Source organism: Nonomuraea spiralis (assembly GCF_014648435.1).
GTDB classification, from domain to species: Bacteria; Actinomycetota; Actinomycetes; order Streptosporangiales; family Streptosporangiaceae; genus Nonomuraea; species Nonomuraea spiralis.
Window position 1 is genome coordinate 324,753 of sequence record NZ_BMRC01000004.1, and the last position, 19,773, is coordinate 344,525.

The window sequence follows — 19,773 nt, forward strand, 5'->3', positions numbered from 1 at the left end:
GCTTTAGGTTCGCTCAGGCACTCTGGACGTCGTGCGAGTGTTGCTGGTGGAGGACGAGGAGCGGCTGGCCGACCTGATCAAGGGCGGCCTGGCGGGCGAGGGCTTCGCCGTGGACGTGGCCCATGACGGGCGCGACGGCCTGTGGATGGCGACCGAGAACAGCTACGACGTGATCGTCCTGGACGTGATGTTGCCCAGGATGAACGGCTACACGGTCTGCTCCCGGCTGCGCGAGGCCGGCGACTGGACGCCGATCATGATGCTCACCGCCAAGGACGGCGTCTACGACGAGGCCGAGTCGCTCGACAACGGCGCCGACGACTACCTGGCCAAGCCGTTCTCGTACGTGGTGCTGCTGGCCAGGCTGCGTGCCCTGGTCCGGCGCGGCGGGACCGAGCGGCCGGTGTCGATCACGGTCGGCGACCTGGTGATCGACCCGGCGGGGCTGCGCTGCCGCAGGGGCGAGGTCGGGATCGGGCTGACGCCGAAGGAGTTCGCGGTGCTGCACGCGCTCGCCCGCCGGCCCGGGGAGGTGGTCTCCAAGGGCGAGCTGCTGGCCCAGGCATGGGACTTCTCCTACGACGGCGACCCGAACATCGTCGAGGTCTACATCAGCGCCCTGCGCCGGAAGATCGACCTGCCCTTCGGCAGGACGACGCTGGTGACCGTCCGAGGGGCGGGCTACCGGTTGGAGGGGGCATGAGGGCGCTGCCGGCCGGGTTGTCGTCGGTGCGGCTGCGGGCCACGCTCGCGGCGACGCTGGTGGTGGCCCTGGCGCTCGGCGTCGCCGTTCTGGTGCTGATCGTGGCGTTGCGCGGCACGCTGGAGGGCAACGCGGGCGCGGAGGCGGCCAGGCGCGCCGAGGCCGCGGCGCCGTACGCGGAGACGGTGCGGGTCGGGGAGGCGGTGCCCGAGGGGACCGTGCCGAGCGAGAAGTCCACGAGCGCGGCCCGCCTCACCGAGGCGGCCACGGTCAAGCTGGACGACCTGTCCGTGGTCCGGCTCAGCGACCCCGACCTCGTGCTGGCCACCCGTGCCACCGATTCGCCCGCCCTGTGGGCGCGGCCGGCGGACTACGCCGTCGCGGGCCTTCAGGTGACCACGCCGACCGGCCCGGCCACGCTCTGGTCGCGGGTCTCGCTGGACGGCGTGGAGCAGGCCGTACGGGCCCTGTACGGCCTCCTGCTGCCCGGTGTGCCCGCCTTGCTCCTTGTGGTGGCTGGAATGACCTGGTTCTCCGTGGGCCGCGCGCTGGCCCCCGTGGCCGCGATCAGGGCCAAGGTGGCCGACATCACGGCTCGCGACCTGCACCAGCGGGTCCCCGTACCGGGCTCGAAGGACGAGATCGCGGCGCTGGCCGTCACCGTGAACGGCACCCTCGACCGCCTGGAGACGGCCGTGGGCCGGCACAAGCGGTTCGTCGCCGACGCCGCGCACGAGCTGCGCAGCCCCATCGCCACCCTGCGCGCCCGGCTGGAGCTGGCCGAGCAGAGCGAGCTCACCCGCGAGGCGCTGGCCGACGTCGAACGCCTGCAGTCGCTGGCCGCCGACCTGCTCATGCTGGCCAAGCTGGACGCCGGCGAGCCGCTGCGCACCGACGAGCTCGATCTCGGCCAGGTGGCGGCCGAGGAGTCCCTGCGCGCCAGGCGGCGGCCCGACGTGCGGGTGGAGCTGGACATCGAGCCCGACGTGGTGATGAACGGCTCGCGCGCCCACCTCGACCGGTTGGTGACCAACCTGGCCGACAACGCGGTACGGCACGCCGCCTCGACCGTGTGCGTACGGGTGCACGCCGAGGAGGGCGAAGCCGTGCTCGAAGTGCGGGACGACGGCCCCGGGATCCCGCCGGAGCAGCGCGAGGCCGTCTTCGGCCGCTTCACCAGGCTGGACGAGGCCAGGGCGAGGGACGCCGGCGGCGCGGGGCTCGGCCTGCCCATCGCCAGGGACATCGCCCACCTGCACGACGGGACGCTCACGTACACGGAGGCCGGTTTCGTGGCCAGATTTCCCCTGCGGATCACCTGAACCGCGGGCCACCCTCGCACGTGTGGATGGTTGAAGGAGGCAACCATGCTCACACGCCGTGCATTGATCACCCGAGGTGGCGCCGCAGGGGCGGCCGTGCTCTTCCTCTGGCCGAAGGCAGCCGAGGCGGAGACGGAGACGGCCGGTCCCGTACTGGCCAGTACGAAGAGCATTCCCGTAGGCGGCGGCCGGATCGTCAAGGGCAAGTACGTCATCACCCAGCCGAAGAAGGGCGTCTACCGGTGTTTCAGCGCCAAGTGCACCCACCAGGGCTGCACGGTGGCGAGCGTGAGCCGTGGCACGATCAACTGCCCGTGCCACGGCAGCCGGTTCAGCGCCTCGACCGGCGCGGTGGTGAACGGCCCCGCCAAGCTGCCGCTCGCCCGCAAAAAGATCAAGGTGACGAAGGGGACGATCAGCCTGGCGTGACCGGCAGGACGTAGTTCGTGCTGCGCTGGAGGATCTCGAAGCCGGAGCGGGCGTAGACGCTGACGGCTCCCGTGGGGTTGTCGGCGTCGACACCCAGCCCGGTGGTGTCGAACCCCTGGGCCCGGAAGGCGGCGAGGGCGTGCGCGATCAGCGCGCTCGCCACGCCCTTGCCGCGCCACTCCCTGAGCGTGCCGATGATCTGGATCCAGGCCCGGCGTTCGCCCGACTGCTCGTTGTAGCCCTCGAAGGTGTGGGTGATGAGCACGCCCACCGCCCGGTCCTCATGCAGGGCCAGGTACGACGAGCCGGGCAGGAAGTTGCGGGAGCCGACGATGTAGTCCCGCCAGCTCTCGGGCGTGTGCGGGACGCTGCCCCAGTGGTCGAGGAACGACTCGTTGCGTACGTTGCGGGCGCCTTCGTCCAGGTCGGGCGACCAGGGCACGATGGACACGCCGGGAGGCGGCGTGAAGGCCGGCAGGTCGCCCGACAGCGGGCGGCCCATCTCGGCGAACCAGCGGCCGGCGGTGAACCCCGTCCCCTCGGCCAGTGCCTTGAGGCCCTGGTTGCTGTCGGGGGCGTTCAGATGGATCTCCAGTGGGACGCCGGGGAACACCTTCTCGCTCAGCGGCGGCGCCGTGGCGAGGCTCCAGTCGATGAGCCGGCGGCCGAGCCCGCGCCGACGGTGCGCCGGGTGCACGCCGCCCCACAACCGCATGACATGGGACTCGGTGGCCGACTGCCGGACCGGCAGGTAGCCGAAGGCGACGATCCTGTCACCCTCCCTGGCCGCGAGCGTGCCCGCGGCCAGGTCGATCAGGTGGTGGCCGAGCTGCTCCCTGACGTCGTCGAGGTCGTGCACCTCGCCGGTGTGGTCCTCGGCCTCGATCGCGGCCAGGAGGTCGGTGAGCGCCTCCGCGTCGTCAGGGGTCAGCGGTTCCCACGCCAGGCTCATGGCCAGCAGCCTAGGCCAGCCTGGCGAAACACCCCAATTCTTTTCCTATGGCGGCGATCCGCTCGGCGAACGCCTCCCGCGTCCGCCGCCCGAACCCGATGAAGAGCCGGTTGGCCAGGGCCACGCCCCAGCGTCCCCACTCGGCCACGTCGTAGACGCGGTGCTCCACGCGGGAGCCCTCGGGGTGCGGGAGCACGGTCCATTCGCCCCGGTACCACCAGCCGCCCTGGTAGGCGACGGTGTGCCCGTTCTTCTCGACGGTCATCGGATGGCCGGGCGGCGAGCCCACGAGGGCCTGCCACACCTGCTCGACCGGAGCGCCGACCACCCCGGCCACCTCGGTGATCAGCCGCTTCCTCACGGCTTGCTCACCCGGCTGTTCTGGAAGGAGGCGAACCGCCAGCCTTCCGGCGTGCGCAGCGCGGTCAGCGAGATGACCGACGTCCTGCTCGGGTCGGGCACGCCGTCCACCGACGACGTGCCGCCCGCGATCACCAGCGCGACGTCGTCGGTCAGCGGCCTGACGATCGGCTCGGGGCCGCCCTCCGCGAGCTTGATGGAGGTCCTGAACAGCGCGCGGTGGGTCTCCTCGATGGCCTGCCTGCCCTTCAGGTGCAGGCCGAAGAACGTGATGTAGTCGGCGTCTTCGGTGAACAGACCGGCGTAGCCGGCGGAGTCGCCGGCGTTCCAGGTCTGCGTCATCCGCTCCAGCAGACGCGTGATCTCCTCGGACATGGCACAGCTCCCTTCGTCGCGGCGCCTATCCTTGGGAGTTACGGGTCCGGGCAGGGCAGGCGCCGTGTTCGGATGTCCGGCCGCCGGGGTGTTGGCGCATCCCGGCGGCCCTTCTCTCACCTCTCGGCCGTGCTGGTCCAGGTCAGTTCGCCCTGGTCGAGCCGGTCGAGAAGCTTCCTGATCCAGGCGAGTTCGGCGGTGTGCAACGCCTGCTCGCACTCGACCTCCAGCATGAGGATCTCGGGCAGGCCACTGTCGTTCATGGCCTTGATGTGCCCCTCCATCCCGGCGAGCACCCCTTCGAGGGTGGCGGCGCGGGCGCGGAGCGCGCGCTGCGCCTCGGGCAGCGGCAGGCAGCCGATCAGCGAGATGGCGGCCACGAAGACGCGCCGGTCGGGATCGGGCTGCTCCAGCAGCCGCCGGAGCCGGGTGACCAGCTCCTCGCGGCCCTCGTCGGTGATCTCGTAGACCGTGCGCTCGGGCCGGCGGCCCTCGCGGTCGGTCTTGGCGGGGACGATCAGCTCGTCCGCGGCCAGCCGCTCGACCGCGTGGTAGAGGCTGCGTGGCAGGCCGGTGATGTAGTCCTTGTGCGTGTCGATGATGAAGCGGTGGAGCTCGTAGGGGTGGCTCGGGTGCACCGTGAGCAGGGCGAGCACGGTCAGGTCGACCAGCCCCTTGCGTTGCGCCATGTTGCCACCCTCCATATTGCAACTTGCAATATAGCCTACCCGTCGAGCTGAAGGAAGGCGCGCTCGATCGCCTGCCTCGACACCTCCTCCGGGTACGGGAACCGCCCGATCGAGTCGCGCAGCCCCTCCACGTGGGCCTTCGCGGCCAGATCGGCCACCAGCGCGAGCTCGGCCTGCTGGTTCCGGACGAAGGCCCGGTCGACCACGGCGCCGTGCCCCGGCACGAACACCTGCTCGGGCAGCGCGGCGAGCATCGCGGCCGTCGTGGCCGGCCAGTCGAGCGGGTAGGAGTCGCTGAACGCCGGTGGCGCGCCCTCCTCGACCAGGTCGCCGGCGAACACCACGCCGGCGTCCGGCACGTGCAGGACGATGTCGTTGCTGCTGTGCCCGAGCCCGAAATGCCGTAAGTGCACGATGCGCCCGCCGATGTCCAGGCTGGCGGAGGTGGTGAAGGTGTGGTCGGGCGGGGCGATCGTGACCTCCTCGATCTCCGCGCGGCGGTCGGGCAGGCGTTCCATGACGTTCGCGCGGTGCTGACCGCCATAGAGGTCGATCTCCTCGGCGCACCGGACGTGGCTCCAGATCTCGCCGGGGCGGAAGAGCGCGTTGCCGAAGTAGTGGTCGAAATGCGAATGACTGTTCACTACCGTCCATGGGTGGCCGGTGATCGTACGGATCGCGTCGATCAGGTCGGCCGCCTCCCGGTGGGAGCTGCGGGTGTCGAGCACCAGGCAGTGCCCGTCGCCCACGATCAGGCCCGTGTTCATGTCGAAGGACTCATGGCGACGTACGTAGACCCGGTCGCCGACCTCCTGCCACCGCTCGTTCATGGGAACGAACCCTACTTTTCGGGCTTCCCGCCGGTCATCCCTGCAGGTAGGCCAGCACGGCCAGGACCCTGCGGTGCCCGTCGGCCTCCGGCGGCAGGTCGAGCTTGGTGAAGATGCCGGCGATGTGCTTGGCCACGGCGGCCTCGGTGACGACCAGCTCCCTGGCGATCGAGGCGTTGGAACGTCCTCCGGCGATCAGGCCCAGCACCTCCTGCTCGCGCGGGGTGAGCCTGGCCAGCGGGTCGCGCCGCCGCCGCAGGAGCTGGCGTACCACCTCGGGGTCCACGACCGTGCCGCCCGCGGCCACCCGGTCGAGCGCGTCGACGAACTCGCGTACGTCGCCGATGCGGTCCTTCAGCAGGTAGCCGACGCCCGCGCCGTCGCCGGACTCCAGCAGCTCGGCCGCGTACGTCTGCTCGACGTACTGGCTGAGCACGAGCACGGCCAGCTCCGGGAAACGGCGGCGCAGGTCGAGCGCGGCGCGCAGGCCCTCGTCGGTGAAGTGCGGCGGCATCCGCACGTCGGTCACCACGGCCTCCGGCCGGTGCTCGGCGACCGCGGCGACCAGGGCGTCCGCGTCGCCGACCGAGGCCGCGACGGTGTGGCCGAAACGTTCGAGCAGCCCGGCCAGCCCCTCGCGCAGCAACACGGCATCCTCAGCGATCACGACGCGCACGGGATCTCCACTCGTACCAGGGTCGGCCCGCCCGGCGGGCTGGACAACGACAATCTTCCCCCGACCACGGCCAGCCTGTCGGCCAGGCCGGTCAGCCCGGTCCCCTTGGCCGGGTCGGCGCCGCCCGCGCCGTCGTCGCGCACCTCGACGGCCAGCGTGCCGGCCGCCGTACGGGCGGTGACCGCCGCCCTGGTGGCGCTGCTGTGCCTGGCCACGTTCGCCAGCGCCTCGCTGACCACGTAGTACGCGGTGACCTCGACGGGTGCGGGCAGCCGGCCCAGTTCGTCGGCGTCCACGTCGACGGGCACCGGGGAACGTCCGGCCACGTCGCGGATCGCCGCGCCCAGCCCCCGGTCGGTGAGCACCTGCGAGTGCACACCCCGGATCAGCTCGCGCAGCTCGGCCAGCGCCTGCCTGGCCTCGTCGTGGGCCGTGCCGAGCATCCGGGCCAGCGGGGAGTCCTCGGGCACGTCCAGCCTGGCGATGCCGAGCGTCATCGACAGCGCGACCAGCCGCTGCTGAGCGCCGTCGTGCAGGTCCCGCTCGATCCTGCGGCGCTCCATCTCGAACGCGTCCACCAGGCGCGCCCGCGACCGCATGACCTCGCTCAGCTCGGACCCGGCCGGCGCGAGCACCGCCCTGACCATCGCGCCCCGCGCCCCGCCCCACGCCGTGACCGTGTACGCCGCCACCGGCAGCAGCAGCACCCCCGCCACGCCGGCCGCCACCCCGACGACCGGGATGACCTGCGGCTGGACCACGGGCGACAAGATCAGCAACACCGGCCCCGCGACCGTGAACCCCAGCATGACCAGGTCGATCCACCACATCGCGAACACCGTCATGACCGCGACCCCGGCCTCGCGCCTGCGCCGGTCGGGCACCACCGGCAGGGGCGCGCTGTCCACCAGCCGCAGCCGCCGGCGTTCGAGCCAGGCGAGCGGCGGCACGACCAGCACCAGCAGCACCGGTACGAGCAGCAGGCCCACCGGCGGCCCGGCGAGCATGACCACCGTGACCCCCAGACCGACAGCCGCCCCTGGCACCACGCTGACCAGCAGGTACGCCACGCACCGCCACGGCCAGGCCGACCGGAGGAAGGCGGGCGGCCGCTGCGTGAGCGCTTCGAGCGCGGTCCTGTTTCCCACCTCGTGACCGTATCGAGGACGGGGAACGGCACGCAGTAGTGCAGGGTCTACCGTCGGCGGCTCAGCCCGCCATCAGCGGCTCGGCGGCCGTACGCAGCTCCGCGCTGAACGGCGTGGGCCGGAAGGTCTGCGGGTCGAGGTTGACGTTCACGCGGTAGCCCTCGGCGTACACGATCGAACGGTCCCGCGACAGGACACGGAAACCGTAGACCCCGCTGGTACGGCCCATCCGGTCCATCCAGAAGTCCACCAGCACCTCACCCGCGCCCATGACCGGCGCGTTGTACGTGATCTTGAACTCGCGTACGGCCAGGTAGAGGTCCTTGAACCGGGAGACCGCCGGGTCGAAGCTCCACCCCTGCTCGGCCCAGTAGGCGGAGATCGCGCGCTCGACGAGCAGGGCGTAACGCGAGTTGTGCAGCAGGCCCATCGCGTCGAGGTCGTCGAAGTGCACCTGGACGGGTCGGGTTTGGGTCACGCGAGCTCCTTCAATCGGTCGTGGACGGCACGGCGGGCCCGTTCGTAGGCGGCATCGCCCCTGCCGAGCAGGCGGGTGTGGGTGACCACGGCCTCGCCCAAGGCGTCGATCTCGTAGGCGAGCTGCGCCGGGTCGGTCTCGGGAGGCAGCTCGCCCAGCTCGACCGCCTCGCGGACCAGCCGTTCGATGAACCCGAGCCAGTCGGCCATCGCCCTGACCACCCGTTCCCGCACCGGGCCCGGACGGTCGTCGAACTCGACCTGGACGGTGAAGAAGAAGCAGCCGCCGGGGAGCACGCCGTTCTCGTAGAAACGCAGGCGGGCCTCGTGCAGGGCCAGGATGCGGGCCACGCCCCGGGGGGCCTGGAGGGCGGGTTTGACGATCTCGTCCGACCACTGGCGGACGGCCCACTCGACGGTGTCGAGCTGAAGTTGCTCCTTGTCGCGCCAGTGGGCGAAGAAGCCTGCCTTGCTGACCCCGGCGGCCTCGGCCAGCCTGCCCAGGGTCAGCCCGTCGAGGCCGTGCACCGAGGCCAGTGACACGGCCTGTTCGAGGATCGCCTCACGGCTGCGCCGGCCGCGCGCCCGGCGACCGTCTTCCTTCACGTCGGCCATGCCGCCAGCATACATTAACGACCGATCGTTCATATTGGTGGGCCGGGCTCTGCCGGTCAGCTTCTGCCGTAACGGACCGCGACCTCGTCGAACATCCTGACCGCCGCCGCCGTGTCCACGTCCGCGAGCGGCCGGCCGAGCTGCGGGTCCTGGCCGCCGAGGCCCGACTCCCGCTCGACGATCCGGGCGACCTGGTACATCAGGTCCACGACTCGGCTCGCCGCGTCGCCGTGCCACCAGTACGGGACGCTGATCCCCCAGGCGCCCTCCCAGTGGTTCACGGTGATGCCGGTGCCCTCGTGTTCGAGGTCCCAGTTGGGCGGGTCCTCGAAGATCTTCACGTCACCGAGGAGGTCGCGGGCCTGGGTGACGACGTTGTTCCAGGCCGCCAGGTCCGGCGGGCGCGGCTCGTCGCCATCGGGGCCGAAGTTGAGGTCGTAGCTCATGGTGGACGAAGGTAGTGCCGATCCCCAACGAACCTGCGCAAAATACGCCGAACAACCACAACCAGCGCAAGCACCACCCCGATCCCCACCACCACGGAACCTCCCCGGCCGGGCGCCGCCGCCGGGGACGCCGCCTCACCGCCGGTCATCTCCCAGTAGACGTCGTCGATGATCCGGTTGAACCGGCGTTCCCTGCGCGACCCAGCGCTCGTCATCCGCAACGCCCTCACCTGCCGCCAGAACCCGTGCCCGATCGGCCCGGCGAGCACCGTACCGGCGATCTCGCGCAGGTGCGCCTCGGTGATCGAACGCAGCTCCCACATCAGCAGCCAGTGGTTGAGGATCATGTTCACGTACAGGTGGGCCCGCTGGCTCTCCTCGTCGCCCGAGGCGAAGAACGCCCCCCAGCACGCCCGGTAGAGCGGGTCGTCCATCGCCATCTTCATCAGGTCGCCGTGCAGGGTGCGCAGCGCCTGTTCCCGGGCGGACTTGGCTTCCCTGGCCTGGAGCACGAGCGAGAACGCCACTCCGATGAGCGCGAGGACGGCCAGGATGGCCGAGGCCGCGCCGTACGTCTGGCCGATGTCGCCGAGCACCGACCAGTCGCCCCGGCTGCGCCCCAGGGCGGCCAGGAAGAAGGGGGACGCGACGACCAGGCCCGCGGCGGCGACGACCGACAGCAGGAGCAGGATGGTCACCCAGTAGCGCCCGAAGGACCGCCTGTTCACCGGGCTAGAACGTGGCGGAGTGGCGCACGGGCGGCGGGAGGACGTCGCGTTCGGCGGTCATGTACGGGATGAGCTCCACCCCTTGGCCGAAGAGCTTCTCCATGTCGTCTCCGCAGCTCTCGATCAACGACCGGTCGAGGATCTTGCGCGCTCCGGTCAGTGTGCCGTCCTCGCTGTAGAGCACCTCGTACATGACCGTCGAGTCAAGGACGACCAGCTCGGGCAGCGGACGGGAGAAGCCGAGCGCCGGCAGGCGGTCGGCTTCGAGCACGCGGATCTGCTCGCCGGCCAGCGCCCGCAGCCGAATGTAGTAGAGCTCCCATTGGACGTAGCGGCTGAAGGGCCGCTCGACGAGGCGGACGCGCCGCATCGCGAACTCCCCGGCTTCGCGCAGCGGCCGCTGGATCTCCTGGCGGCGCTCGTCGATGAGCCGGATCGCCTCGCCCCAGTCGCCGGCGTCGAGGGCCTGCCAGCTCGGCTCCTCCGGCTCGCGATAACTTTGGTGCGTCTCAAGCTTCCAGAACACCCGTTCCAGCCCGCTGAAGTACGGCCAGAAATCCGAGAAATACTCATCGGGCGTGAGGAGCTGGGACTTCGCCGCAGCGACGTTTCTAAGCATCAGGGATATCCGGCTTGGCGGCAACGAGCATCTTGCGGGGAATCACGACGAGGCGTTCGTCACGGGCAATACTAACTCCCGCAGGCAGACGGCCACGGTAACTCTCCGTAAGGTCGCGTCCGATTATCGCGATATCGCCGTTCGATAGCTCCCAGATGTCAGGACATGAAGGACTTGCCGTGGTATCGCCCAGTTCAAGGGCTGACCTCCCCAGGCGTCGTCGCAGTTCGGACGATGCGTCAGCTTCCCATGGACGCGCCACGGCATAACTCCTTTTCTCTGGTGGCGTTACGCATGAGTGTGACATCGAATACCATGACCGACAATATCCGGCTGCGGAAGAGTGAATTCACCGGCGAGGCAGTAATGGCGCCCGTATCAGGCGGGCGAGATCACATTCTCCGGGCGCGCTCGCGGAACTCCAGTCCCTCGAACGTTCCCGACGTACGCCAGCGGTCGATATAGGAGAAGTACGCCGTCGCGCCCTGTGGGTGGCCGATGTTGAGACGGCCCTTCATTCCCGGGTCGCGGCCCTCGTTGTTGTAGTAGCCGGGTGTGCAGTCGGCGGAGGCGCCCAGGATGCCGCCCGGCCCGGACAGCAGCAGCTCGATCCAGGCGTTCTCGGCCTCCTCGGTCACCTCGATCTCGTCGAAGCCGTGGTCGAGGGCGTGCCGGATGATCATGGCGATCGTCCGGCCGGCCTCCGTCAGGTTGTGCGGGATGTTGGAGATGAGGTTCGCGCCCTGGGCGGGCTGGACGATGAAGGCGTTCGGGAAACCATGCACGTGGATGCCGTGCAGGGTGCGCATGCCCTCCGCCCAGCGGCCGGTCAGCCGGACGCCGTCGCGACCGGTCAGCTCGTAGCCGGCGCGGCGGGTGTAGTCGGTGGTGACCTCGAAACCCGATGCGTAGATGACGCAGTCGACCTCGTACTCGACGCCCGCGACCACCACGCCGCGCTCGGTCACGCGCTCCACGCCCCTGCCGTCGGTGTCGACGAGACGGGTGCCGGGCACGTTGAACGCCTGAAGGTACTCGTCGTGGAAGCAGGGACGCTTGCAGAGCTGGCCGTACCAGGCCTTGAGCTTCGCGGCGGTCTCGGGGTCGCGGACGATCGTGTCCACGCGGGCCCGGATCTCCTCCATCTTCTCGAAGTCGCAGTCCTCGTACGCCTGCGCCATCTTCTCCGGGGTCAGGTCCTCGGGCGGGAGCGCCGCGATGCGGGCGCGGACCCGGCGGGCGATGTCGGTCCAGCCGTCCATCACCAGGTCCTCGCCGGTCAGGCCGCCGGTCTGGTTGCCGGTGAAGTTCTCCAGCCAGCGTTGCTGCCAGCCCGGGGTCGCGATCCCGGCGAACCAGGCGGGGTCGGTGGGCCGGTTGTCGCGTACGTCCACGGACGAGGGGGTGCGCTGGAACACGTACAGCTCGGCGCAGGCGCGGGCCAGGTGCGGCACGCACTGCACGGCCGTCGCGCCGGTGCCGATGACGGCGACGCGCTTGCCGGCCAGCCGGTCCATGGGCGCGCCCGAGGGGTCGCCACCGGTGTAGTCGTAGTCCCATCGGCTGGTGTGGAACGAATGCCCGCGGAAGTCGTCGATGCCCGGGATGCCGGGGAGTTTGGGCACGTGCAGCGGGCCGATCCCCATGACCACGAACTGGGCGGTGAACGCGTCCCCGCGGTTCGTGCGGACGGTCCAGCGCGACCGGGAGGCGTCCCATTCCAGGTCCTGGACCTCGGTGTGGAAGAGGGCGTCGTCGTACAGGCCGTAGTGCTTGCCGATGCGGCGGCAGTGTTCGAGGATCTCGGGGGCGTGCGCGTACTTCTCGGTCGGCATGTGACCGGTCTCCTCCAGGAGCGGCATGTACACGAACGACGCGGTGTCGCACTGGGCTCCCGGGTAGCGGTTCCAGTACCAGGTGCCGCCGAAGTCGCCGCCCTTCTCGACGATGCGCACGTCGTCGATACCCGCCTCCTTGAGCCGGGCGCCGGTGACGAGCCCGGCGAACCCGCCGCCGACGAAGGCGACCGTCACGTGGTCGGTCTTCGGGGCGCGTTCCGTCCTCGGTGTGTACGGGTCGTCGAGGTAGTGGGCGAAGCGGCCGGTGAGGCGGACGTACTGGTCGTTGCCGTCAGGTCGGAGCCGTTTGTCGCGCTCTTCGAGGTATTTGCGGCGGAGGGCTTCTTTGTCCATGCGTCCTCCGGGGACGACGAGGTACCGAATTCCAGAATGTCATTCGCGAATCTCGTTCGACAAGGGGCGCGCTCCCTCCCTACGGGCGCAGCGCCCTGAGCGCGCTCTCCCAGACATAGGTGTCGTTGCCGTCGCCCGCGCTCGGCTCGTGCGGCTCGAACTGCCCGGGGCCGAGCAGGACGCGCACGCCCTCCGCGCGCAGATCCGCGACACTGCGCAGGAAGGGCGCGCGGGCGGCGAGCGCGCTGTTGACGAAGGGCAGGACGACCACGGGGATGCCGAGCCCCGGAGCCTCGGCCAGCAGCCCCAGCGCGTAGGTGTCGGCGATGCCCCCGGCGAACTTGTTGATCGTGTTGTACGTCGCCGGCGCCACGATGATCGCGTCGGCCCTGGGCGGCCTGGGCTCGTGCGGCTTGCGGTAACGGCTGCGGACCGGACGCCCCGTCCGGCGTTCCAGCTCGGGCACGTCGATGAAGTCGAGCGCCGACGGCGTGGCGACCACCTGGACGGTCCATCCCTCGTCCTGGGCCGGGCCGACGAGCCGGCCCACGTCGCCGGCCGGACCTGCCGCGCACACGATGACGTAGAGGCTCCTGCCGGGGGCGGTCACGCGGCTCGCCGCCGTGCTTGCCGTCGTGCTCGCCGTCGTGTCGGTGTCTTCACGGTTGAGATCGTAGAGCGCCCGCCGGGGCTTCGACGTCCCGTACGCGGGCGGCGACCTCCGGGGTCAGGTGGCGGGCCAGCACCTCCAGGGCGGCGACGACCTCGCCGACCACGCCGGGGTCCGGGTCCGCGAGTGCCGCGCCGAGAGCGTCGTCGATGGTGGCGGCCCGGACCTCGGCGACCCGGGCGGAGGGCGTCGCGGCGGGACGGATGAGCCGCCGCCGCCGGTCGGCCGGATCGGACGCGCCCTCGACCGACCCGGTCGACTCCAGCCGGGCGACGGCCGTGGACACCTGGCTCTGCGGCAGGCCGGTCCGCGCCGCGACCTCGCTGACCGTCGTGCCGGGATGGGCGACCACGTCGCCGAGGACGACGAGCACCGTACGGACCGAGCCCCGCGCGCCGTCCCCCTTGGGCTGGGGCATCGCCTGCTCGCCGATCTTCATGAGGGTCCGGCCGAGCAGGAAGAGTTCGACTCCGTTCATGGACCCAGAATACATCTAACTTGATACATCTAATTCGATGGATTATGGTCTGGAGGCGAGATCACGTCCAACCGAGGAGACTCCGCCATGACCGTCCTTTCCGTCCCGGGTGCCACCCTCCACTACCAGGTCGAGGGCAGCGGGCCCGTCCTGCTGCTGTCCCAGAGCGGCGAGGGCGACGCCGACCGCACCGTCGACCTCGTGCCGCTCCTGGCCGACACGTTCACGGTCGTCACCTACGACCGGCGCGGCCTGTCGCGCAGCGTCCTCGACCCGGCCGCGCCGCCCGTCACCATGGCCGACCACGCCGACGACGTGGCCCGGCTGCTCGCCGAGGTGGCCGACGGGCCCGCGCTGATGGCCGGGTTCAGCATGGGCGCGGCGATCGGCCTCCAGGTCGCCGCACGTCATCCCGGCGTGCTCGGCACGCTGATCGCGCACGAGCCCGTCATGCCGAACCTGCTGCCCGACGCCGGCCGCGCCGACCACGTGGCCGAGCTGACGGCCATCCAGCAGGCGTACGCGTCCGGCGGGCTGACGGCGGCCCTCCCCGCGATCACCCGGCACCTCGGCATCGACCCGGCCCACGACGAGACCGAGGACGGGCTCACCCCGCAACCGCTGACGGCCCGGCGGCAGGCCAACTTCGGGTTCTTCATCGGGACGGAGTTCACGGCGGTCACGAAGGACGCCCTCGACCCGGCGCGGCTGGCGCACACCGGGACGCGGGTGATCCCGGCGATCGGCCGTACGACCCGGCCGTCCGTGCACACCTACCGCTGCGCGCTCGCGCTGGCCGAACTGCTCGGCACCGAGCCGGTCACGCTTCCGGGCGGCCACAACGGCAACACCGCCTTCCCCCACGCGACCGCCCGGACCCTCAAGACGCTGCTCACCACCCCCGAAGCCCTCGGCGAACAGGCCTCAGACCTCTGACGGGCAGCCAGGACGGTCAGCGGCAGGTACGGAGCATGTTCGCGAGGGCCACGCGCTCGCTCCGCGTGACGGACAGGCGGTAGTGGTGTTTCACGGTGATCCACGAGGTCGCGTAGCGGCACCAGTAGGCGCGGCGGCGCGGGCGCCAGCTCTGCGGCCCCTGCCCGCCCTTGGCGATGTTGGCGGAATGGCTGACGGTGACCAGCTCAGGACGGGTGAGGTCGTTGGCGAAGGCCCGCCGCCGCGCCTGGCTCCACCTCTTGGCGCCGGAACGCCAGGCGTAGGCCAGCGGTACGACGTGGTCGACGTCCACCAGGCGCTCGCTCTTCAGTCGTTTCCCGTCGTACGGGCTGTACCAGACGCCCTTGACCGGGTGGCAGGCGGCGTTCCTGCGTACCCGCCGGCCGTCGCGGGCCAGGACCGTCTCCCGTACGTCGCACCTTCCCTTGTGACGTCCCCACTTCGGCTGGAACCGGCGATGGCTGTAGCCGCGCAGCGATAAGGGCCTGGCGACGCGGAGTTGCGCCAGCATGCGGCGGGCCCGTGCCGCGGCGGCGTCGGCCTCGGCCCGCGTACGGACACGGGCCTGCGCGGACGCCGGCTGCGGAGCGGCGATGACAGCGGCGATCGGGATGACCAGGAACGCGAGGACGGCCAGCAGGACGGCCCGTCTCAGGAAGATCATGCTTTACCCCATACCCACCCGCGGCGGACGTGCTCCAAGTGGATGGCCAGCCCGCCGCAAGCGGGGGTGCGTACCTTCCTGACCATGAGAAAACGCCTTCCCCTCCTCGCCCTTCTGACGGCCGCCGCCGTGTTGCCCGCGGCCGCGCCCGCCTCGGCCTCCTCCAGCGGACAGGCCAGGACCCTCTCCTTCCGCGGCATGACCTTGACGATCCCCGCCGACTGGCAGGTACGCCGCGAGGGGGACCACGTCGTGGTGGTGACCGGGTTGTTGTGCAAGAAGGCCGAGCCGTTCGCCCCCGACTGCGAGAGCTTCTGGATCTTCGGGCCGAAGGAGTACACGAACGTGCCCGTCGGGGGCGGTTCCGTCACGTACACGGGGAAGCAGCAGTTCCATCCGTTCAGCGGCGTGATCCCCTGCCCGTTCAACTCCAACCAGAGCTGGTATCCCGGCGAGAAGGCGTCCTACCGGGGGCTGCGGCCGGTCGGCGCCGGGCACAAGGCCCAGTACAGCACCTGGCCGAACAGGTGCGTGACGAACAACACCGGCCGTACGACGGCGAAGTGGACCCAGCGCGAGTGGTTCCTGCCGAAGTCCAGGATCCTGGTGGTGGACGTCTGGAACACGTACGGGCTGCCGGGGGTGCTCAAGCGGGCCCGCTGGACGTGACGAACCCCCACCAGGCCGACGACGAGGACGGCGTCCAGCCGCGGGAGCTGGGGGCCTACTTCGTGCTCCGCGAGGCCGTCAGCCTCCTCGAACACCAGGTGGAGCAGCAGCTACGCGCCGACGGCGGCCTCAGCCACGTGCAGTTCCACCTCCTGGCCCGCCTCCACCACGCCCCCGGCCCCCTGACCATGACCCAGCTGGCCGACGGCGTCGTCTACAGCCGCAGCGGCCTGACCTACCAGGCCGCCCAGCTGGAGAAGGCCGGGCTCGTCACGCGCGGCGCCACCCCGCACGACGAACGCGCCACCCTGGTCACCATCACCGACGAGGGCCGGGCCGTGCTGGACCGCGTCCTGCCCGGCCACGTGCGGCTCTCCCGCCGTCTGCTGTTCGATCCCCTGTCCGACGAGGACGTCCACCGGCTCGGCGACATCATGACCCGCGTACGCGACCACATGCGCACCCGTCCGCCCCGCTCCGCCGCCCCGCGCGGACGCCGGCCCGAGCCCGCCGCCCCGGAATCGTGACGCGCTTCGTCATCGGCGACGGATATGCGGCGTACGAGGGGCCGTCGTCCGACAACTCCCTCCACCGTCACGCCGCCTTCCAGGTGACCGCCGCCGTGGAGGGCGAGGTGGTCGTCCTCGACGAGCACGGGACGGCTCACCGCGGCGCGGCCCTGGTCATCCCGCCCATGGTGCGGCACCGCATGCCGGGGGCGCCGATCGTACGCATGTGGTTCGTCGAACCGCAGTGCTCGTTCGCGTCCGCGCTGCGCGAGCGCTGCGGCGCCGGGATCACCCCGGCCGCCGACCTGCGTGGCCTGCGCGAGGAGGACGTACGTCCGGCCGGGCCGCCGCGGCGCGACGTGCATGGCCACCGGGCTGCGCCACAGCCGCTCGCGCGTCAGGGCGACGACGGAGTCGTACAGGCGGGTGAGACCGAGGCGGCCGAGGGCTGGGGTGAAGGTCTGCTGAGACATGAGCGCAGTCTCGGCCGCGCGCCACTTCCCGGTCTTGAACAAAACGCTCGAACGACGACCGCCGCGGCTAATCACACCCCTTGGTCGCGGTCGCGATTCCTCGGAGCCCGTATTCCGTCAGGAGCCTCAGGTCTTCCTGCATGCATCCGTAGTCGAACACCTGACTGACCCCCGGCATCCCCGCCAGCCGGGTACGCGAAGAACCCCACCGTACGCCGGGCCGCATCTGCAGCCGATAGGACTCCGGCATGTCCGACTCCCTGGTGGCCTCGACCAACGCCGTATTTGCCGCGTACATCTCGGAGAAGACCCGGTAGGCCGTCTTCTGGTCCTCGAACTCGTACGATTCGAGCCCTGGAATACGCTCGATGAAGGCCACGATCGCCTTCTTCTCCTTGGCGGTGGCGTCCGCCTTGTTCGCCTTGCCCCGCCCATGCCGGCATCCGGCATCGAACGAATCTCGACCGCAGAGAAACACCGAGACCTCCACCAGCTGGAACGGGGACGCCGCCTCGACCTGCTGCTTCGCCTGGTCGACGACCAGCGCCACCCCCGGCCGCGAACGCGCCGACGTCACGATGCGCCGACGATCGGCCGCCTCCGTCACCCGTACCCGGAACGACTCCGGCAGGTCCTTGGCCCGCACCTTCTCCCTGCCGGCGAACTCCCGCCGCAAAGCCTGGTACGACGCTTCCCGGCTCACGAACCGCACCTCGGTGACCTCGGGCAGCGCCCTGAGAAACGACTCGACGTCCCGCCGTTGTTTCGCGGTCGCGTACCGCTTGCCGCAATCGGCGGCGGACGGCGTACACAGGAAGACCGCGATTTCCCGGTCGTTCCCGGGAACAGGTTCCGCCCCGGCCGGCACGACCTGCGCCGCCATTCCGGAGAATGCCACGACGGCCGCGACCGCCACCCGCCATAACCAGCGCTTCACCGAACTCCTCATTCCGCGATCAGGCTTCCGGGAACGCGACACCGCTTCCCGGAATTGCGTGATCGCATCAACCCCGAGGACGCGAGCTCTCCGAAGCTGGTGGTACCGTAAGCGTTATGCGGATGATCCACTCATTTCTCGGCTGGTGGCGCCCCTGACAGGGCGGCACTGCTCATCCGCGCAGACCTGAACCAAGCGGCCGCCCAGTCCCGGGCGGCCCGTCGGTGTCACGGTGCCTCGGCCGACCCAGGACGTGAGGCGGCTCCCGACCTGAGGGAGCTCCACCGATGCCACGACGACTCACGGGCTTCACCCCGTCCGGCGACCTGCACCTCGGCAACTACTTCGGCGCCATAGCCCCGATCATCGCCCAGCAGTCCACCACGGACACCGTCGTCTTCATCTCCGACCTGCACGCGCTCACCCTGGACCACGACCCGGCCCTCGTCCGGCAGCGGACCCTGGAGTTCGCCACCCTGCTGCTCGCGGCCGGTACGGACCCCGAGTCCTGTCTGTTCCTCGTCCAGTCGCACGTGCCCGAGCACACCGAGCTGCACTACCTGCTGGAATGCACCACCGGCTACGGCGAGGCCCAGCGGATGATCCAGTTCAAGGAGAAGTCCAGCCGCCAGCAGCAGGTACGCATGTCCCTGCTGACCTACCCGATCCTCATGGCCGCCGACATCCTCCTGTACGACACCGACGAGGTCCCGGTCGGCGAGGACCAGCGCCAGCACGTGGAGCTCGCCAGAACCGTCGCCCAGCGGTTCAACACCCGATATGCACCCGTTTTCACCGTGCCCACGACGGTCAACCCGCCGGTGGCCGCCCGGCTCATGGACCTGACCTCCCCCACCGACAAGATGAGCAAGTCGGCCGCCTCACCCGGCGGCGCCCTGCGCCTGCTCGACACCCCGGACGTACTCCGCCGCAAGGTCATGCGCGCGGTCACCGACGCGGACAACACAGTGGCGTACGAACCGGACCGCAAACCCGGCGTCTCCAACCTTCTGGCCATCCTGGCCGCCTGCACCCACGGCGACCCCAAGGAACTGGCCACCCGGTTCAACCGCTACGGCGAGCTCAAGGAGGCCGTGGCCGACGCGGTCGTGACCACCCTCACGCCCGTCCGCGACCGCTACCTGCGCCTGTCGGAAGACCCCGGCCACGTCCAGAAGGCCCTGCGCGCCGGCGCCGAACGGGCCCGCGACCTGGCCACCGCCAAGATCCGCCGGGCCAAGGAGGCCATCGGCCTGCTACCCGTCTGACTGCGACACCCCGAACCGCCCGACCGCCTCTGAACCCGCCCAGAGGCGGTCCCCACCCGCGGATCCCGTGACGCCTTCCACCCGGGACCTCCTCGCCCTGCCGCGCACCCTTCGACGTACGGGGGCGGCCCGCGGGTCGTAGCCGGACCATCGAACCAGGGCGATGGCGAGACCGACGACGATCGTGACCACACCAGAGGCGAAGGCCAGGAGCGCCACGAGGCTCTCGCCGTCCGGATCCCCGATACCGGGGGGATCTCCGTCGATCCAGCCCATCGTGGCCCATGCCAGCGCGGCGACGATCACACCGAACACGCTCGTGACCGCCCCCAGCACGAAGCCGGGAGGACGGGACCACAAACCCAGGGCGGCGAGCACCAGGCCGGCCACCAGCCCGACAGGGACGGCGATGAACTGGCCCACCTCCAGCAGGATCAGGGCACTGAGCCGCGCCTGCTCGAAATCCTCGCCGCGTCGCAGCCACATGAGCGGCATCACCACGCCGCCGAGAAGGCCGATCGCCAGTAACCGGAGCATCGCCACGTACAGCATGATCGTGGATCGCCGTCCGGCACGCACCTGCGATC

26 protein-coding genes are annotated in these 19,773 nt (G+C 70.6%); 7 read left to right on the forward strand and 19 right to left on the reverse strand.

All coding sequences use genetic code 11. The features are described from left to right. Positions 1-31: 31 nt before the first annotated feature. Genes IEZ27_RS11805 through IEZ27_RS11815 form a run of 3 tightly spaced genes read left to right on the forward strand, consistent with a single transcriptional unit; the run spans position 32 to position 2,454 of the window. Positions 32-703, forward strand: coding sequence for a response regulator transcription factor (locus IEZ27_RS11805; protein ID WP_189647204.1), 672 nt, complete (start codon positions 32-34; stop codon positions 701-703). Next, on the forward strand, positions 700-2,025 hold the full coding sequence (locus IEZ27_RS11810) for a sensor histidine kinase (RefSeq protein ID WP_229823890.1): 1,326 nt from the start codon (positions 700-702) through the stop codon (positions 2,023-2,025). The genes IEZ27_RS11805 and IEZ27_RS11810 overlap by 4 nt, the downstream gene beginning before the upstream one ends. A 45-nt stretch (positions 2,026-2,070) precedes the next feature. After that, entirely contained in the window at positions 2,071-2,454 is a 384-nt protein-coding gene (locus IEZ27_RS11815) for a Rieske (2Fe-2S) protein (protein ID WP_189647205.1), read from the forward strand. Here IEZ27_RS11815 and IEZ27_RS11820 read toward each other — a convergent pair. The 16 genes from IEZ27_RS11820 to IEZ27_RS11890 all read right to left on the reverse strand — a co-directional run bounded on the left by IEZ27_RS11820 (position 2,441) and on the right by IEZ27_RS11890 (position 13,709). Further along, positions 2,441-3,406, reverse strand: a complete 966-nt coding sequence (locus IEZ27_RS11820) for a GNAT family N-acetyltransferase (protein WP_189647206.1) — start codon at positions 3,404-3,406, stop codon at positions 2,441-2,443. The genes IEZ27_RS11815 and IEZ27_RS11820 overlap by 14 nt on opposite strands. A gap of 10 nt (positions 3,407-3,416) precedes the next feature. After that, a complete protein-coding gene (locus tag IEZ27_RS11825; protein ID WP_189647207.1) occupies positions 3,417-3,767 on the reverse strand; it encodes a hypothetical protein in 351 nt (116 codons plus the stop codon). Further along, a complete protein-coding gene (locus IEZ27_RS11830; protein ID WP_189647208.1) occupies positions 3,764-4,141 on the reverse strand; it encodes an SgcJ/EcaC family oxidoreductase in 378 nt (125 codons plus the stop codon). Before IEZ27_RS11830 ends, IEZ27_RS11825 begins: the two co-directional genes overlap by 4 nt. A gap of 116 nt (positions 4,142-4,257) precedes the next feature. Beyond that, entirely contained in the window at positions 4,258-4,830 is a 573-nt protein-coding gene (locus tag IEZ27_RS11835) for a PadR family transcriptional regulator (RefSeq protein ID WP_125640944.1), read from the reverse strand. A gap of 35 nt (positions 4,831-4,865) precedes the next feature. After that, positions 4,866-5,660 carry an MBL fold metallo-hydrolase gene (locus IEZ27_RS11840; RefSeq protein ID WP_189647209.1) on the reverse strand — a complete coding sequence of 265 codons (795 nt, stop codon included), beginning with the start codon at positions 5,658-5,660 and terminating at the stop codon, positions 4,866-4,868. A 34-nt stretch (positions 5,661-5,694) separates the two neighbouring features. Beyond that, complete coding sequence (locus IEZ27_RS11845) at positions 5,695-6,336, reverse strand: response regulator (protein WP_221762473.1); 642 nt, start codon at positions 6,334-6,336, stop codon at positions 5,695-5,697. After that, complete coding sequence (locus IEZ27_RS11850; protein ID WP_189647210.1) at positions 6,324-7,484, reverse strand: sensor histidine kinase; 1,161 nt, start codon at positions 7,482-7,484, stop codon at positions 6,324-6,326. The genes IEZ27_RS11845 and IEZ27_RS11850 overlap by 13 nt, the downstream gene beginning before the upstream one ends. 61 nt (positions 7,485-7,545) lie before the next feature. Next, positions 7,546-7,962 carry an acyl-CoA thioesterase gene (locus IEZ27_RS11855; RefSeq protein WP_229823891.1) on the reverse strand — a complete coding sequence of 139 codons (417 nt, stop codon included), beginning with the start codon at positions 7,960-7,962 and terminating at the stop codon, positions 7,546-7,548. Beyond that, complete coding sequence (locus IEZ27_RS11860) at positions 7,959-8,576, reverse strand: TetR/AcrR family transcriptional regulator (RefSeq protein ID WP_189647211.1); 618 nt, start codon at positions 8,574-8,576, stop codon at positions 7,959-7,961. Before IEZ27_RS11860 ends, IEZ27_RS11855 begins: the two co-directional genes overlap by 4 nt. A gap of 56 nt (positions 8,577-8,632) precedes the next feature. Continuing rightward, positions 8,633-9,022 carry a hypothetical protein gene (locus IEZ27_RS11865; RefSeq protein WP_189647212.1) on the reverse strand — a complete coding sequence of 130 codons (390 nt, stop codon included), beginning with the start codon at positions 9,020-9,022 and terminating at the stop codon, positions 8,633-8,635. Beyond that, positions 9,019-9,750 (reverse strand): DUF6082 family protein, encoded by a 732-nt coding sequence (locus tag IEZ27_RS11870; protein ID WP_189647213.1) that lies wholly within the window; start codon positions 9,748-9,750, stop codon positions 9,019-9,021. Before IEZ27_RS11870 ends, IEZ27_RS11865 begins: the two co-directional genes overlap by 4 nt. A 4-nt stretch (positions 9,751-9,754) precedes the next feature. Next, positions 9,755-10,369, reverse strand: coding sequence for a DUF6879 family protein (locus tag IEZ27_RS11875; protein ID WP_189647214.1), 615 nt, complete (start codon positions 10,367-10,369; stop codon positions 9,755-9,757). Then, positions 10,362-10,631, reverse strand: a complete 270-nt coding sequence (locus IEZ27_RS53795) for a hypothetical protein (protein WP_229823892.1) — start codon at positions 10,629-10,631, stop codon at positions 10,362-10,364. The genes IEZ27_RS11875 and IEZ27_RS53795 overlap by 8 nt, the downstream gene beginning before the upstream one ends. A gap of 130 nt (positions 10,632-10,761) precedes the next feature. Then, positions 10,762-12,561 carry a flavin-containing monooxygenase gene (locus tag IEZ27_RS11880; protein WP_189647215.1) on the reverse strand — a complete coding sequence of 600 codons (1,800 nt, stop codon included), beginning with the start codon at positions 12,559-12,561 and terminating at the stop codon, positions 10,762-10,764. Between the two features lie 79 nt (positions 12,562-12,640). Then, positions 12,641-13,171, reverse strand: coding sequence for a flavoprotein (locus tag IEZ27_RS11885; RefSeq protein ID WP_189647216.1), 531 nt, complete (start codon positions 13,169-13,171; stop codon positions 12,641-12,643). Positions 13,172-13,220: 49 nt separating this feature from the next. After that, on the reverse strand, positions 13,221-13,709 hold the full coding sequence (locus IEZ27_RS11890) for a MarR family winged helix-turn-helix transcriptional regulator (protein ID WP_189647217.1): 489 nt from the start codon (positions 13,707-13,709) through the stop codon (positions 13,221-13,223). A gap of 87 nt (positions 13,710-13,796) precedes the next feature. Here IEZ27_RS11890 and IEZ27_RS11895 point away from each other — a divergent pair, with 87 nt between their 5' ends. Continuing rightward, positions 13,797-14,645: an alpha/beta fold hydrolase gene (locus tag IEZ27_RS11895; RefSeq protein WP_189647218.1), complete on the forward strand. Its 849-nt coding sequence runs from the start codon at positions 13,797-13,799 to the stop codon at positions 14,643-14,645. A gap of 16 nt (positions 14,646-14,661) precedes the next feature. On the opposite strand, the gene IEZ27_RS11900 is transcribed toward IEZ27_RS11895, so the two are convergent. Then, entirely contained in the window at positions 14,662-15,330 is a 669-nt protein-coding gene (locus IEZ27_RS11900) for an HNH endonuclease family protein (RefSeq protein WP_125640925.1), read from the reverse strand. 84 nt (positions 15,331-15,414) lie between these two features. Between IEZ27_RS11900 and IEZ27_RS11905 the strand changes: the two genes are divergently transcribed. Beyond that, positions 15,415-15,999 (forward strand): hypothetical protein, encoded by a 585-nt coding sequence (locus IEZ27_RS11905; protein WP_189647219.1) that lies wholly within the window; start codon positions 15,415-15,417, stop codon positions 15,997-15,999. Next, positions 15,996-16,526, forward strand: coding sequence for a MarR family winged helix-turn-helix transcriptional regulator (locus IEZ27_RS11910; RefSeq protein WP_189647220.1), 531 nt, complete (start codon positions 15,996-15,998; stop codon positions 16,524-16,526). The genes IEZ27_RS11905 and IEZ27_RS11910 overlap by 4 nt, the downstream gene beginning before the upstream one ends. 522 nt (positions 16,527-17,048) lie before the next feature. Here IEZ27_RS11910 and IEZ27_RS11915 read toward each other — a convergent pair. Then, the gene (locus IEZ27_RS11915) at positions 17,049-17,918 is read right to left on the reverse strand and encodes a permease-like cell division protein FtsX (RefSeq protein ID WP_189647221.1); all 870 of its coding nucleotides are present in this window, start codon (positions 17,916-17,918) and stop codon (positions 17,049-17,051) included. A 287-nt stretch (positions 17,919-18,205) separates the two neighbouring features. Here IEZ27_RS11915 and trpS point away from each other — a divergent pair, with 287 nt between their 5' ends. Continuing rightward, entirely contained in the window at positions 18,206-19,186 is a 981-nt protein-coding gene (gene trpS / locus IEZ27_RS11920) for a tryptophan--tRNA ligase (RefSeq protein WP_189647222.1), read from the forward strand. Here the strand turns inward: trpS and IEZ27_RS11925 are convergent. Then, on the reverse strand, positions 19,175-19,723 hold the full coding sequence (locus IEZ27_RS11925) for a hypothetical protein (RefSeq protein ID WP_189647223.1): 549 nt from the start codon (positions 19,721-19,723) through the stop codon (positions 19,175-19,177). The two genes, trpS and IEZ27_RS11925, sit on opposite strands and share 12 nt — an antisense overlap. Between the last annotated feature and the right edge of the window lie 50 nt (positions 19,724-19,773).

Bases quoted from the DNA above. Each gene is read 5' to 3' on its own strand.
- IEZ27_RS11925 (WP_189647223.1), bottom strand. From the start codon at position 19,723: ATGCTCCGGTTACTGGCGATCGGCCTTCTCGGCGGCGTGGTGATGCCG.
- IEZ27_RS11895 (WP_189647218.1), top strand. From the start codon at position 13,797: ATGACCGTCCTTTCCGTCCCGGGTGCCACCCTCCACTACCAGGTCGAG.
- IEZ27_RS11900 (WP_125640925.1), bottom strand. From the start codon at position 15,330: ATGATCTTCCTGAGACGGGCCGTCCTGCTGGCCGTCCTCGCGTTCCTG.
- IEZ27_RS11875 (WP_189647214.1), bottom strand. From the start codon at position 10,369: ATGCTTAGAAACGTCGCTGCGGCGAAGTCCCAGCTCCTCACGCCCGAT.
- IEZ27_RS11905 (WP_189647219.1), top strand. From the start codon at position 15,415: ATGAGAAAACGCCTTCCCCTCCTCGCCCTTCTGACGGCCGCCGCCGTG.
- IEZ27_RS11835 (WP_125640944.1), bottom strand. From the start codon at position 4,830: ATGGCGCAACGCAAGGGGCTGGTCGACCTGACCGTGCTCGCCCTGCTC.
- IEZ27_RS11880 (WP_189647215.1), bottom strand. From the start codon at position 12,561: ATGGACAAAGAAGCCCTCCGCCGCAAATACCTCGAAGAGCGCGACAAA.
- trpS (WP_189647222.1), top strand. From the start codon at position 18,206: ATGCCACGACGACTCACGGGCTTCACCCCGTCCGGCGACCTGCACCTC.
- IEZ27_RS11890 (WP_189647217.1), bottom strand. From the start codon at position 13,709: ATGAACGGAGTCGAACTCTTCCTGCTCGGCCGGACCCTCATGAAGATC.
- IEZ27_RS11820 (WP_189647206.1), bottom strand. From the start codon at position 3,406: ATGAGCCTGGCGTGGGAACCGCTGACCCCTGACGACGCGGAGGCGCTC.
- IEZ27_RS11830 (WP_189647208.1), bottom strand. From the start codon at position 4,141: ATGTCCGAGGAGATCACGCGTCTGCTGGAGCGGATGACGCAGACCTGG.
- IEZ27_RS11815 (WP_189647205.1), top strand. From the start codon at position 2,071: ATGCTCACACGCCGTGCATTGATCACCCGAGGTGGCGCCGCAGGGGCG.
- IEZ27_RS11865 (WP_189647212.1), bottom strand. From the start codon at position 9,022: ATGAGCTACGACCTCAACTTCGGCCCCGATGGCGACGAGCCGCGCCCG.
- IEZ27_RS11860 (WP_189647211.1), bottom strand. From the start codon at position 8,576: ATGGCCGACGTGAAGGAAGACGGTCGCCGGGCGCGCGGCCGGCGCAGC.
- IEZ27_RS11810 (WP_229823890.1), top strand. From the start codon at position 700: ATGAGGGCGCTGCCGGCCGGGTTGTCGTCGGTGCGGCTGCGGGCCACG.
- IEZ27_RS11840 (WP_189647209.1), bottom strand. From the start codon at position 5,660: ATGAACGAGCGGTGGCAGGAGGTCGGCGACCGGGTCTACGTACGTCGC.